This window comes from Lentzea indica (assembly GCF_012184385.1).
In the GTDB taxonomy this organism is placed as follows: domain Bacteria; phylum Actinomycetota; class Actinomycetes; order Mycobacteriales; family Pseudonocardiaceae; genus Lentzea; species Lentzea indica.
In genome coordinates this window covers 1-13,257 of the sequence record NZ_VSRL01000036.1, presented here as the reverse complement: position 1 = coordinate 13,257, position 13,257 = coordinate 1, and the positions used below count along the sequence as shown (strand labels likewise).

At 67.8% G+C, this 13,257-nt stretch carries 14 protein-coding genes; 5 read left to right on the top strand and 9 right to left on the bottom strand.

The genetic code is table 11. The features are described from left to right. Nucleotides 1–61: 61 nt before the first annotated feature. Complete coding sequence (locus tag FXN61_RS12940) at nucleotides 62–292, top strand: PspC domain-containing protein (RefSeq protein WP_109631571.1); 231 nt, start codon at nucleotides 62–64, stop codon at nucleotides 290–292. Here FXN61_RS12940 and FXN61_RS12935 read toward each other — a convergent pair whose 3' ends face one another. From FXN61_RS12935 to FXN61_RS12915, 5 genes are all read right to left on the bottom strand, one after another. Next, complete coding sequence (locus tag FXN61_RS12935) at nucleotides 293–1,660, bottom strand: beta-N-acetylhexosaminidase (protein WP_167973611.1); 1,368 nt, start codon at nucleotides 1,658–1,660, stop codon at nucleotides 293–295. Further along, entirely contained in the window at nucleotides 1,657–2,490 is an 834-nt protein-coding gene (locus FXN61_RS12930) for a carbohydrate ABC transporter permease (protein WP_312877689.1), read from the bottom strand. Before FXN61_RS12930 ends, FXN61_RS12935 begins: the two co-directional genes overlap by 4 nt. After that, nucleotides 2,487–3,371: a carbohydrate ABC transporter permease gene (locus FXN61_RS12925; RefSeq protein WP_167973609.1), complete on the bottom strand. Its 885-nt coding sequence runs from the start codon at nucleotides 3,369–3,371 to the stop codon at nucleotides 2,487–2,489. Before FXN61_RS12925 ends, FXN61_RS12930 begins: the two co-directional genes overlap by 4 nt. Before the next feature lie 2 nt (nucleotides 3,372–3,373). Beyond that, complete coding sequence (locus tag FXN61_RS12920) at nucleotides 3,374–4,651, bottom strand: extracellular solute-binding protein (RefSeq protein ID WP_167973607.1); 1,278 nt, start codon at nucleotides 4,649–4,651, stop codon at nucleotides 3,374–3,376. Nucleotides 4,652–4,730: 79 nt separating this feature from the next. Next, nucleotides 4,731–5,390 (bottom strand): copper homeostasis protein CutC, encoded by a 660-nt coding sequence (locus FXN61_RS12915; RefSeq protein WP_167973605.1) that lies wholly within the window; start codon nucleotides 5,388–5,390, stop codon nucleotides 4,731–4,733. Between the two features lie 368 nt (nucleotides 5,391–5,758). Here FXN61_RS12915 and FXN61_RS12910 point away from each other — a divergent pair, with 368 nt between their 5' ends. Further along, nucleotides 5,759–6,364, top strand: a complete 606-nt coding sequence (locus FXN61_RS12910) for an RNA polymerase sigma factor (RefSeq protein ID WP_167973603.1) — start codon at nucleotides 5,759–5,761, stop codon at nucleotides 6,362–6,364. 5 nt (nucleotides 6,365–6,369) lie between these two features. After that, on the top strand, nucleotides 6,370–6,846 hold the full coding sequence (locus FXN61_RS12905; protein WP_167973685.1) for a carboxypeptidase regulatory-like domain-containing protein: 477 nt from the start codon (nucleotides 6,370–6,372) through the stop codon (nucleotides 6,844–6,846). A 464-nt stretch (nucleotides 6,847–7,310) separates the two neighbouring features. Here FXN61_RS12905 and groL read toward each other — a convergent pair whose 3' ends face one another. The 4 genes from groL to FXN61_RS12885 form a co-directional block, all read right to left on the bottom strand. After that, a complete protein-coding gene (gene groL, locus FXN61_RS12900) occupies nucleotides 7,311–8,930 on the bottom strand; it encodes a chaperonin GroEL (protein WP_167973601.1) in 1,620 nt (539 codons plus the stop codon). A 228-nt stretch (nucleotides 8,931–9,158) separates the two neighbouring features. Then, nucleotides 9,159–10,382 (bottom strand): serine/threonine-protein kinase, encoded by a 1,224-nt coding sequence (locus FXN61_RS12895; protein ID WP_167973598.1) that lies wholly within the window; start codon nucleotides 10,380–10,382, stop codon nucleotides 9,159–9,161. Between the two features lie 67 nt (nucleotides 10,383–10,449). Beyond that, nucleotides 10,450–10,656, bottom strand: a complete 207-nt coding sequence (locus FXN61_RS12890; RefSeq protein ID WP_030470913.1) for a cold-shock protein — start codon at nucleotides 10,654–10,656, stop codon at nucleotides 10,450–10,452. A gap of 76 nt (nucleotides 10,657–10,732) precedes the next feature. Next, the gene (locus tag FXN61_RS12885; RefSeq protein WP_167973596.1) at nucleotides 10,733–11,374 is read right to left on the bottom strand and encodes an AIM24 family protein; all 642 of its coding nucleotides are present in this window, start codon (nucleotides 11,372–11,374) and stop codon (nucleotides 10,733–10,735) included. Nucleotides 11,375–11,445: 71 nt separating this feature from the next. Here FXN61_RS12885 and moeA point away from each other — a divergent pair, with 71 nt between their 5' ends. Together moeA and FXN61_RS12875 are read left to right on the top strand one after the other, a co-directional pair. Then, complete coding sequence (moeA, locus tag FXN61_RS12880; protein WP_312877687.1) at nucleotides 11,446–12,642, top strand: molybdopterin molybdotransferase MoeA; 1,197 nt, start codon at nucleotides 11,446–11,448, stop codon at nucleotides 12,640–12,642. 23 nt (nucleotides 12,643–12,665) lie between these two features. After that, a partial coding sequence (locus FXN61_RS12875) for a M48 family metallopeptidase (protein WP_167973592.1) occupies nucleotides 12,666–13,257 on the top strand: 592 nt, incomplete at its 3' end.

Sequence of the window (13,257 nt, the reverse complement as noted above, 5' to 3'; positions counted from 1 at the left end):
CAGGGTCGGATTCCGGGTGGTCACCGATGTGCGGGGTGTTCGTTTCGACGAATCTTGAGGCATGACGAACAACGTGCTCAACGAAGCGACCAGCCAGGTCAAGAAGCTCCGCCGCAGCCGGAGCGACAAGATGATCGCCGGTGTCTGCGGCGGCGTGGCCAAGATGATCGGTGTGGACGCCGCGATCCTGCGGATCATCCTGGTGGCGGCGACGCTGCTCGGGTTCGGCACCGGAGCGATCCTCTACGTCGCCGCCTGGATCCTCATGCCCGAGGAAGACGCTGCGATGTGATCACCGTGGAAAACCGGGAACGCCAGGGAGCCGTTGCCAGGGGTGGGGACCGTTGAGGGGGCGGTACTCCACCCCGAGGGCGTCGAGCCTCGGCAGATGGTGCTCGGCCAGCCGCTGCACGAACCCGGGATCCTTCTCCGCCGGGGACCACACGACCTCGGCGAACGCCGCCAGCCTCGGAAAGGCCGCGTAGTCCACCCGCCGGGCCGAGTCGAGGTGCTCGGTCCAGATGTTCGCTTGGGCCCCCAGCAGGCGGCCCGGCTCGTCACCGGTCAGCTCCGCGGGCACCGGATCCCACGCGTAGACGTCCTCCAGCGTGGTCACCGTCCCCACCGGGATCGGCTCGTCCAGCGACTCGGACTGCCGGTAGTCCAGGTAAACGTGCTGCTCAGGGCACATCACCACGTCGTGGCCCTCGCGCAACGCCGTGACGCCGCCCTCGACACCGCGCCACGACGCGACGATCGTGCCCACCGGCAGCGGACCCGACCCCAGGATCTCGTCCCACCCGTACGGCCGCCGCCCGTTGCGCACGATGTGCCGCGCGATCGCACGGACCAGCTCGCCGTCGTGGCCAGGCGCCTCGTCGCCGCCGAGCCCGATGATCTCGCACGGGAACACGTCCATCAGCTCGTCGAACACGTTCCGGTAGAAGTCTACTGTGGACTCATCGGTGTTCAGCACGCGTTCGTTGACGCCCCAGTCCGTCCACACGCCGCCGCCGTGCACACCCAGCTCCGGGTACGCCGCGATCGCCGCCTGCGAGTGGCCGGGGATGTCGATCTCCGGGATCACGATGATGTGCCGTGCCCGTGCGTACTCGACGATCTCCCGCAGGTCGGCCTGCGTGTAGAAGCCGCCGTGCGGGCGGCCGGCCATCCCGCCTGAGCGGCGGTCGCCGAACCGCGAGTCCTCGCGCCACGACCCGACCTCGGTGAGCTTCGGGTACTGCTTCACCTCGAAGCGCCAGCCCTGGTCGTCGGTGAGGTGCAGGTGCAGGACGTTGAGCTTGTGCGCGGACAGCAGCTCGACGTACCGCAGCACCTCCCGCTTGGGCAGGAAGTGCCGTGCCACGTCGAGCATCACGCCACGCCACTGGAACCGCGGGTGGTCGACGATCTCGCACGCCGGGATGAACGACGGTTTCTCGCCCGCCGCACGGAAAGCATCGGCGCCGAGCAGCTGCCGCAACGTCTGCAGCGCGTTCATCTCGCCGGCCGTGTCGTGAGCCTCGATCAGGACGCCGTCGTCCGACGAGAGCAGCCGGTACCCGCCGGGCGGCCCGTCGACGAGAACTGTCTCCCAGCCCCTGTACTCGCACAGCCTGCCGCCGTCCACATAGGACACCGGGCGCGGGAGGAGGTTCATCCCTTCACCGCCCCCGCCAGCCCGGACACCAGACGGCGCTGCACGAGCATGAAGAAGATCAGCACCGGGATCGTCATCAGGGTGGAGCCCGCCATGATCGCGCCCCAATCGTTCTGGTCGGGTTTGACGAACACCTGAAGAGCCAGCGGCAGGGTCTGGTTCTCCACGGCCGAGATGATGAACGTCTTGGCGAACAGGAAGTCGTTCCAGGCGTGGATGAACGACAGCACGGAGGTCGCCACCAAACCGGGCGCCACCAAGGGGAACAGCACCTGCCACAGGAACCGGAACCGCGAGGCGCCGTCCAGGGTGGCCGCCTCCTCCAGCTCCACCGGCACGGCCGCGACGAAGCCGCGCAGCATCCAGATCGCGAACGGCAGGCTGAACGCCAGGTGCACCAGCACGAGTGAGCCGAGGTGGTTCAGCCCGAACGCCGGAACCGAGTCACCGACCGACCGCATCAGGAAGAACAGCGGCACGGTCAACGCCTCGACCGGGACCATCTGCACGACCAGCAGCATGATCAGCAACGTCGTGCGGCTGCGGAACCGGAAACGGGTCAGCGCGGTCGCCGCGAGGAACGAGATCAGGATGCTCAGGAACACCACGATCAACGCCACCACGACGCTGTTCAGGAAGTAGCGGCCGAAGTTCGCGACCGTGAGCGCCCGGGTGAAGCTGTCCAGCGTGGGCCGGGTCGTCCACGGCACCGGGTCGGCCGAGATGATCTCGTCCTCCGGCTTGAACGCGCTCAGCACCATCCAGAACAGCGGGAACGCCACGACTCCCGCGATGACGAGGACGAAGCCCTCGGTCAGCCAGCGCCTCACAGGACCTCCCCCGACCGCCGCAACGCGCGGAGGTAGAACATCGTGATCGCCAGCAGCAGCACGGTCATCACGACACCGATCGCCGCGCCGAGGCCGTACTCCGACGCCGCGAACGCCTGTTGGTAGGCGTAGACGTTGAGCACGAGGTTGCGCCCGGCGATGCCGCCGCCGTTGGTCATCACGTAGATCTGCGTGAACACCTTGAAGTCCCAGATGATCGACTGGATCGTCACCACGAGGATGATCGGCCGCAGCAACGGCAGGGTGACGCTCCACGCCGTGCGGAACGCCGACGCGCCGTCCAGTGCCGCGGCCTCCAGCACCTCACCCGGAATCGCCTTGATGCCCGCGTACAGCGTCACCATGACGAACGGGAACGAGCACCAGATCACCTGTGCCGCAACGAGCCCGAACGCCGTCCACTTGTCGAACGTCCAGGAGAAGCCCTGGATGCCGAGCACCTCGTTGACGAACCCGAAGTTCGCGTCGAACAGGAACAACCAGATCGTCGAGCCTGCGACGGCGGGCGTGGACCACGCGCCGAGCGCAGCCAGGAACAACGTCATGCGCACCCAGGTCCTCACCCGAGTCGCCAAGATCGCGAGAACCGCGCCCACCAGCAACGTGCCGACCACGCAGACCGCCGCGAACGCGACGGTCTGCCCGAGCACCGTCCAGAACTGCTGGTTTCCCAACAGGTTCTGGTAGTTCCCAAGGCCGAGGAAGGTGAGCGGCGCACCGCCGCTCACCTGCTCCTGGCCGTAGTCGTAGAGCGAGATGAGCACCAGCTGGTAGATCGGGTAGGCCAGCAGGCCCGCGAGCACCAGCAGCGCTGGGGTCAGGTAGGCGAAGGCGGTCCGCCCCTGACCTTTGGACGTCATGCTCACGACGAGAAGGCCGCGTTCATCGTCTTGGCAGCGTCGGCGGTGGCCGTGTCGACGTTCTTCGCGCCGGTGACGACCTCCTGGATCATCGTCGGCACCACGGTCTGCGCCTCGATCTTCGCCCACGCCGGCGTGACGGGGACGAACTTCGTGCCGGCCTGCAGGGTCTTCGTGAACGGCTCCAGGAACTTGTCGGAGTCGCTGACCTGCTTCTGCACGTCGCTGAACGTCGGCAGGTTGCCCATCGCCGTGTACATCTTCTGCTGGTACTTCTTCGACGCGAGCAGCTGCACGAACTCGTTCGCGAGCGTCTTGCGCTGCGTGCCCTTCATGACGCCGAGGAGGTTGCCGCCGGCGAACGCGGGTGCGATCGAGCCCGCGGTCTTGCCTGGCAGCGGCACGACGGCGTACTTGCCGGCCGCGGACGACGCGTCGACGGACTTGCGGTTGAAGTCGCCACCGATGGTCATCGCCGCCTTGCCCGCGCGGAACGCCTCGACGCTCGCGTCACCGCCGTTGCCGGCGCAGGTGGCTGGCGGGCAGATGTCGTCCTTGATCAGCTCGGTGTACTTGGCGACACCTGCCTTGGCCTCGGCGCTGTCGATGGCCGCGGTGTACTTGCCACCGTCCTGCTTGGCGATGTCGCCACCGTTGGCCCAGATGAACGGCAGTGCGGCGAACAGGTACTTGCCGCCGGCGGAGATGCCGATCAGCTCAGGCTTGCGCTGCCGGATCTGACGGGCCAGCGGCGCGATCTCGTCCAGCGTCGTCGGCGGCTTGAGGCCGAGTTCGGTGAAGACGTCCGTGCGGTAGTAGAGGGCGCGGACGCCGACGAACCACGGCACGCCATAGGTCTTGCCGTCGACCTTGGCCGTGTCGAGGATCGTCGGGACCAGGTCCTTGGACTCGCTCCAAGCGTTGAGGTCGAGCTCGGAGAACCCGCCGGCGGAGACGTAACCCGCGAGGTCCGTGTTGCCGAACTCGGCGACGTCCGGCGCGCTCTTGGGGTCGCTGAACGCGGCCTTGAAGCGTTCAGCTCGACTGGACACCTGGATGTACTGGACGTCGACGGTGACGCCGCTGTGCTTGCCCTGGAACTCGGAGATCGCCTCCTTCACCACGGTCTCCTTGGGGCCGCGGTTGACCTCGTCGAACAGCCACACCCGCACCTGCCCCGTCTTCTCGTCCGTGCCCGAGCTCGTCGGTCCCGACTGCACCGGCGCACAGGCGACCACGGCACCCACGCCCAGCACAGCCACGAAAGTCTTCAGCCTCATCGCGCCCTCCGCATTGCATATGGTGCAACAGCCATTTCACAGGAAGCAACGTGACTGTAGAACGGTCCAGGGCAAGGGTCTAGACCAGACGAGTGACCCATTCCCGAACCGATGCGCTGTCGACCGGCGAATCCCACCCCGCTGGGCGAACCGCGCTGCCGACGTGGAAGCCCGTCACGCCCGCGACCAGCAGTTCTGGGACGTGGCGCGCTTGGAGGCCGCCACCGACGAGCAGCGTGGGAGGCGCCTGGGTGACGAGCTTCTTCAGATTCTCGATGCCGTCCTCGACGCCCTTGGGGCTACCTGCGGCGAGCACCGTGTCGCAGCCGAGCGTCTTCACGACCTCCCAGGAACGGAAGACGTCCGCGGAGTTGTCGAGCGCGCGGTGGAACGTCCAGGCACACCCCTCCAGCTCGGCGACGAGGTTGAGAGTGACGCCCTCGTCGATCTCACCCCCCGCGTCGAGGAAGCCGAGCACGAACTCGGTGGCGCCCGCCTCCCGCAGCTCCCACGCCTGCCGGCGCAGCTGCTTGAGGTTGCCGGGCGCGAACCCCGTGGCGTCCCTGAGCATCACGCGGATCGGCAGGTCGGTGGCCGATCGGGTTTCCTTGAAGGTGGCGATCGACGGGGTGAGACCGTCGGAGGCCATGTCGGCGACCAGTTCCAGCCGGTCGGCGCCGCCGGCTTGCGCAGCCTCGGCGTCCTTCGCGTTGAGTGCGATCACTTCGAGAATCGGCATGGTCTAGACCATAACGGCTGGTGGAAAACGTGACCGCCGGATGTGCTTTCGTGAATCCGGAGCGAGATCGGCGGTTCGTGCGTCAGAGGCTGTATCTGCTCGCCTGAGTTCCGCTCTATCTGAATGAGCGCTCTTCAGGCGTGGAGCACGCGTCAGCCGGTTCGAGGGGTGCCGGCTGGCGCAGGCTCCCACCACTGGCGGCCCGTGATGCGGAGGGGGAATCACGGGCCGCTGGCATACCCGGAGGAAGATGAGGATTGGCGTGGCGGTGATACTGCTCCAATCGAGTGAATTTTGTATCTACCGCCCAGTTAGCCCTTCATGAGTTGGCGGACGGCGCTGACAGGGCTGCCGATCGGAGGTGCTGCATGGATGAGCTGCACACGGCGGATGACCGTCCGCCGTGGGACGGGCTTGAAGGCACCGAACGGCACGCGATGTGCGTCGCGGCCGCGCGCGAAGGCAACCGCCACGCACTGGACGTGCTGGTGACCGAGCTGACCCCACTTCTGTGGCACGTCGCCCGTGGTCAAGGCCTCGACCGGGCCGCCGCGGAAGACGTCGTGCAAACCGTGTGGCTCGCGTTCTTGAAGAACATCGAGAACATCAACGAGCCCAAGGCCCTGGTCGGCTACCTGGTCGTCACAACGAGGCGTGAAGCACGCCGGACGTGGACACCCAACAAGCGTGAGACGCACCTGTCCGACGAATTCGCCGAACAGCTCGAGTCCGACACCGGCCTGCCCGAGGACGTGACGCTGATGGACGACCGCGACCGCAGGCTGTGGCTCGCGTTCGGCCGCCTGACCACCAGGTGCCAGGAACTGCTCCGACTCACCGTGCTCGCGGGGCGCGCCGAGTACCGAGCGGTCGCCGAGGCACTGGCCATGCCCCACGGCAGCATCGGTCCGACCAGGGGACGGTGTCTGACACTGCTGCGCAACTACCTGGAGACGGAAGGAGGATCGCGGTGAACGAGATCGACCCGCGCGACGACCGCAGGGGCCTTGAGGACACCGCCGTCCTCTCCGAGTTGAACAGGCTCGTCGACGAACTGGACCCGCCGCCCGCCGATCTGGTGGACCGGGTGAAGTTCGCGATCGCTTTGGAATCCCTGGACGTGGAAGTCGCCCGGTGGGAACGCGCGGGCTCGTTCGCCGGTGTGCGCGGCGGGCAGACCGGCACGATCACGTTCACCGTGGACAACCTGACCCTGATGGTCAACTTCACGTCCACGGGGTCGCGTCATCGGATCGACGGGTGGCTGGTGCCCGCCGGGGAGCACACCGTTGAGGTTCGGGTGGCCGACCACAAGTCGTCGTCCACGCGGGCTGATGATGGTGGGCGGTTCGTGCTTCCTGACGTGCCGGCTGGGACTACTCAGATTTTGGTGCACCTGGTGAATTCGCGTGGGGAGCCTGGGCGAACAGTGGTGACACCGACGATCATGCTGTGAGGGTTTGACTGGGGTTTCTGGGTTTCTGGGGTTTGCGGCGGTTTTGGGCTTGCCAGGCACCGTTTGCGGCGGTTCCGGTTGCTTGTGCAGTGGCGGGTTCCGGTTTGCGGTGGTGCCGTTGCGGTGGTTTGGCGCCGGTTCCAGCGGGGTCGCCTTCTGCGGTTTGGCGCGTTCCAGCGTGGTTGCGTCTCGTGACTCCGTCGCGATGCGATTGGGGCTGACTTGCGCGAGCCTGAGGTGGTTGTGGCGCCTGCAAGTACCACCAACAGGTGCCTGAAACGCCGCCAACTACCGCCAACTTGTGGCTCACTGCTTGCCGATACGCCACCACGCCATGAGCGCGCCTCCCGCGCACCCCGGCGAGCGAACCCAACCCCGAAGACCCTGGAAATCGAGCCCGGAAAGCCGAAAGGCCCGGCTCGCCGAAGCGAACCGGGCCGATCAGTGGATTCAAGCGGCGGGACTCAGAAGTCCATGCCACCGGCGTCCGGCGCGGCCGGAGCGGCGTTCTTCTCCGGCTTGTCCGCGACGACGGCCTCGGTCGTCAGGAACAGCGCGGCGATGGACGCGGCGTTCTGCAGCGCGGAACGGGTCACCTTGGCCGGGTCGATGATGCCCGCGGCGATCAGGTCCTTGTACTCGCCGGTCGCGGCGTCCAGGCCCTCGCCCGCGGGCAGGGACTTGACGCGCTCGACCACGACGCCGCCTTCGAGGCCGGCGTTGATGGCGATCTGCTTCAGCGGCGCCTCGACGGCGACCTTGACGATGTTGGCACCAGTGGCCTCGTCGCCCGTGAGACGCAGACCCGCGAAGGCGGCCTCGGCGGCCTGGAGCAGCGCGACGCCACCACCGGCGACGATGCCCTCCTCGACGGCGGCCTTGGCGTTGCGGACCGCGTCTTCGATGCGGTGCTTGCGCTCCTTGAGCTCGACCTCGGTGGCCGCGCCCGCCTTGATGACGGCGACGCCGCCGGCGAGCTTGGCGAGGCGCTCCTGGAGCTTCTCGCGGTCGTAGTCGGAGTCCGACTTCTCGATCTCGGCGCGGATCTGGTTGACGCGGCCCTGGATCTGCTCCGCGTCGCCAGCACCCTCGACGATGGTCGTCTCGTCCTTCGTGACGACGACCTTGCGGGCCTTGCCCAGCAGCGAGATGTCGGCGTTCTCCAGCTTCAGGCCGACGTCCTCGGTGATGACCTGGCCACCGGTGAGGGTGGCGATGTCCTGGAGGATGGCCTTGCGGCGGTCACCGAAGCCGGGCGCCTTGACGGCGACGGACTTGAAGGTGCCGCGGATCTTGTTGACGACCAGCGTGGCCAGGGCCTCGCCCTCGACGTCCTCGGAGATGATCAGCAGCGGCTTGCCGGACTGCATGACCTTCTCGAGCAGCGGGAGCAGGTCCTTGACCGTGGAGATCTTGGAGCCGAACAGCAGGATGTACGGGTCCTCGAGGGTCGCTTCCTGACGCTCGGGGTCGGTCACGAAGTAACCGGAGATGTAACCCTTGTCGAAGCGCATACCTTCGGTGAGCTCCAGCTCGAGCCCGAGGGTGTTGCTCTCCTCGACGGTGATGACGCCTTCCTTGCCGACCTTGTCCATCGCCTCGGCGATGAGCTCGCCGATCGTGGGGTCAGCAGCGGAGATGGACGCGGTAGCAGCGATCTGCTCCTTCGTCTCGATCTCCTTGGCAGCCTTCAGGAGCTGCTCGGCAATCGCCTCGACAGCCTGCTCGATGCCGCGCTTGAGGCCGAGCGGGTTCGCACCCGCGGCCACGTTGCGCAGGCCCTCGCGGACCAGAGCCTGTGCCAGCACCGTCGCGGTGGTGGTGCCGTCACCCGCGACGTCGTCGGTCTTCTTCGCGACCTCCTTGACGAGCTCGGCCCCGATCTTCTCCCACGGGTCCTCGAGCTCGATCTCCTTCGCGATGGAGACACCATCGTTGGTGATGGTCGGCGCGCCCCACTTCTTCTCGAGCACGACGTTGCGGCCCTTGGGGCCGAGCGTCACCTTGACGGCGTCAGCGAGGATGTTCATCCCGCGCTCGAGACCGCGACGGGCTTCCTCGTCGAACGCAATCATCTTGGCCATTGCGGTGTGTTCCTCCGCCTTTGTGGATTCTGGGCCACTGTGGGCGCACGCCCACAGCGGAACACGGTGCGAGTGGCCAGGTTCGGTGCCCGCGACGGACGACGCCCCCGTTTGGTCAACGAAGGTGCCTCACCGTCCCAGCCTCACTGCTTTGGCACTCGGACCAGCCGAGTGCTAAGTCGTGTTTAGCACTCGGGCACGGCGAGTGCAAGCGAACCCGGAGCGAACTCAGCGAGAGGTGCGCACCGGCACAGAGGTGGGCAGCGGCTTCTTCGAGGTCGGCTCGTCACCGATGTTCAGCGTCGGCGAGGAGCTCGTCTTCGGCTGGCGCGCGGGCTCGTCACGGGGCGACAGGATGATCACCACGATGATGATCACCACGATCGCCACCGCGGCCGCGATGACCGGCGCGAACCACGGCGGCCGTTCCTTCTGGTTCGACGTGAACGCGCTCACGCCCACCTGGTTCGGCGGGCGCAGCCGGACCGGGTCGGACAGCGGCTGCTGCTGGTAGCCGCCCTGGTACTGACCCTGCTGGACGGGCGTCGGTCCTGACATCGGCGACTGCGCGGGAATCGAGCCGGACTGAGGCCCGATCTGAGCGGGAGCCGAGCTCTGCGCGACCCCGGCGAGAGCGACGCGCGCGGCGTTGATGAGCTCGGCGCAGTTCGGGAACCGCTGCGACGGGTCCTTCGAGGTGCCCTTGCGGATCACGTCGTCGATGGCCGGCGGCAACGCCACGAGCTGCGAGAGCGCGGGAACGGTCTGACCGAGGTGGCCCTGGATGACCTCCTGCACGCCGCCCTGGAACGGCGGACGGCCGGAGAGGCACGCGAACAACATGCAGGCCAGCGCGTACTGGTCGGTGCGGCCGTCGACAGGCTCGCCGCGCAGGTGTTCCGGCGCCGCGTAGGTCGGCGAGCCGAGGAAATCACCCGTTCGAGTGCGGTGACCGGTGGCGCCGCGGCGCGTGAGGCCGAAGTCGGCGACGTAGACGTGCTCGCGCGTGCCTTCCTTGGTGGTCACCAGGACGTTCGCCGGCTTCACGTCGAGGTGCACGAGCCCCTTGCCGTGCAGCATGTCGAGCGCTTCGGCGACCTGGGCCAGCAGCGTCAGCGTGCGCGCCGGGGTGAGCGGCCCCTCCTTGATGTGACCGGAGAGGTCCTGGCCGTCCACCAGCCGCATCGCGATGTACAGCAGGCCTTCGACCTCGTCGAAGTCGTACAAGGGCACGATGTTCGCGTGGTCGATGGCGGAGGTGTTGCGCGCCTCGTCGACGAACCGCTCGCGGAACTCCGCGTCGGGCGCGAGGTGCTCGCCGATGACCTTGAGTGCGACTTTCCTGCCCAGTCTCACGTCCGTGGCCTTGTAGGTCACGCTCATGCCACCGCGGCCGAGCACGCCGTCGATCCGGTAGTGCGCGATCCGCCGACCGCTCAGGTCCTCTGACACGCGAGGCAGCCTAACGCGCGCCCAGATCGGGCTGCTCAGGGTTCATCGAAGCTTGACCAAGTGATCTCTATCCAGCGCGTCGCACGTCCGATGCCTGGCTCCGCCCGTCGCGTCCTGCCTGCACCTCGAACTCCACCCGGTCGCCTTCAGAGAGCGTCCGGAAGCCTTCCATCTGGATAGCCGAGTAGTGCACGAACACGTCGGGCCCGCCGTCGGTTGCGATGAAGCCGTATCCCTTTTCGGAGTTGAACCACTTGACGGTACCGAGAGCCAAGGCGTCCTCCTTCAGATCACTCAAGCAGAACGCAACGCTAAAAGAAGAAATGTCACTCGGATACCTCCTTACGGAGTCATGAACGTGGGCTGACTCCGTTGGCGCGCAACCAGGTGGTGAGCCGGCGGGGTCCGCGCGTCTGAGTCAGCACGGCACCGGGACCGGCAAAGTCGAACACCAGGCCCTCACCGGTGTGAATGGATTGCGCGCCATCCGGTACCGATGGGCGAAGACGACATTGCACGGTCTCCGCGAACGCCACCACGTGGTCGCTGCTGATGGTCACCGCCTCGCCCGCCTCCAGCGTCACGAGATCGAGCGCGCCGTAGCAGGCGAGCACGACCGCGCCCTGGCCCTGGGCGTAGTTCAGGAAGCCTTCGAGGCCGCCGAAGAGCGCCTGCAACGGCGGCGCCTCGGGGTTCATCGCCACCGTGCTGCTCGACGCGATCCAGCTGAGCCGGTAGAAGCACCAGCCGTGCGTCCCGTCGAGGTCGACGAGGTGCAGGTCACCGGGCAGCACGGGTGCCGCGTCGATCCAGCCGCCCTCCGCGCCCGCCGTGCACAACGCCACGGCCTTGGTGCCGGAACCCTTCACCTCGACCGCGAGCCCGTAGCTCGTCGCCGCGATGGTCATCGGGTCGACCAGCACCATCTCGCCGGGCGCGAGCACGAGTCTCGCCACGCCGAACGTCGGTGTGTGCCTGGTCCGGACCTGCACGAACAACACCTCCGGGGAAGAACTCGTCCAAGCGATCGTCACGATCACCGCGACGTTGGCAGTATGCAGTCGTGTCCCCCACCACTGTCGCCGAACACCGCCAGCGCGTCGCGGAGCTCGTCGGGCTGATGCCCGTGCTGCAGCTTCCGCTCGACGAATGTCTCGGGCTCGTGCTCGCCGCCGACGTCATCGCACCGCTCTCCCTGCCGCCGTTCGACAACTCCGCGATGGACGGCTACGCCGTGCGCGCCGCCGACCTCAGCGGAGACGGACCGGTCCGTCTCCCCGTGGCCGACGACATCCCCGCGGGTCGCACGCAGCTCAACCCGCTGGAGCCCGGCACAGTGCAGCGGATCATGACCGGCGCACCCGTGCCGCCGGGCGCGGACGCGGTGATCCAGGTCGAGCTGACCGACGGCGGCACTGACACCGTGACGATCAACGGGCGCGTCGAGGCCGGCGCGAACATCCGGATCGCGGGCGACGACGTGCAGAAGGGCGACGCGGTGCTCGTCGCGGGCACGGTGCTGCACCCGTCCCAGCTCGGTCTCGCGTCCGCGCTCGGGCTCGCCCAGCTGCCGGTGCGCCGCCGTCCGCGCGTGCTGGTCCTGTCGACGGGCTCCGAGCTGGTCGAACCCGGCCAGCCGTTGCAGCCGGGCCAGATCTACGAGTCGAACGGCATGATGCTGGCCTCCTCCGTGCGGGACGCGGGAGGCATCGCCGTGCTGCTGCGTTTCGTGCCGGACGACGTGGACGCGTTTCACCGCGCGTTGGCGCCCTACCTCGGCTCTGTGGACGTGATCGTGACGTCCGGCGGGGTCAGCGCGGGCGCGTACGAGGTGGTCAAGGACGCCCTGGCCGCCCACGACGTGCGGTTCACCAAGGTCGCGATGCAGCCCGGCGGGCCGCAGGGCGCCGGTCGGTACGAGGGCCTGCCGGTGCTGACGCTGCCGGGCAACCCGGTGAGCGCGCAGGTGTCGTTCGAGGTGTTCGTGCGGCCCGCACTGCTCGCGTCGATGGGCCACACGCAGGCCGAGCGCCCCACCGCGCGGGCAACCGTGACGGCTCCGCTGACGTCTCCAGCGGGGAAGACGCAGTTCCGGCGTGGCCTGTACGACCCGTCGTCCGGTCAAGTCGTGACGCCGGTCGGTGGGCCCGGATCGCACCTGCTGTCCGCGCTCGCGCTGTCGAACTGCCTGATCGAGGTGCCGGAAGACGTCACAGAGCTGGCGGCGGGCGCCGAGGTCACCGTCAGACACCTGCAGTAATACAGCGGCCGGGGGACTCGGGGATGAGAGCGGCACTCGCGCTGGTGATGCTCGCGGGTTTCTTCGTGCTCGCGGTGGCGCTCGCGGGTGGCCTGACCGCGATCGCGATCTGGCGGTTCTCGATCGGCGACGTGGAGGGCGGTTCCTGGACGCTCGTCATCGCGCTGGTGCTGGGCGGGCCCGCGCTGTGGGCGACGCTGCGGGCGTTGTTCGCGCGACCGGAACCGAGCGGGTTCCAGATGACCCGCGACGCACATCCCGAGCTGTGGCGGCACGTCGACGAGCTGGCGCACCTCGCGGGCACGCGCGGTCCCGACGACATCCGGCTCGTCGACGGCGCGAACGCGAGCGTGTGGGAACGCCGTGGCGTGCGCTACCTGGAGCTCGGGCTGCCCCTGGTGGCCGGGCTCAACGTCGGCGAGCTGCGGTCGGTGCTGGCGCACGAGTTCGGTCACTACGGCGGCGGCCACACCCAGCTGACGGCGATGACCTACCGGGCCAAGCTCGCGCTGGAGCTGTCTTTGCGCGAGGGCCACACGTTCGGGCTGCTCAGCGCGTGGGCTCACCTCTACGCGCTGGTGGCCGCGTCGGAGAGCCGTGACCACGAGCGGTTCG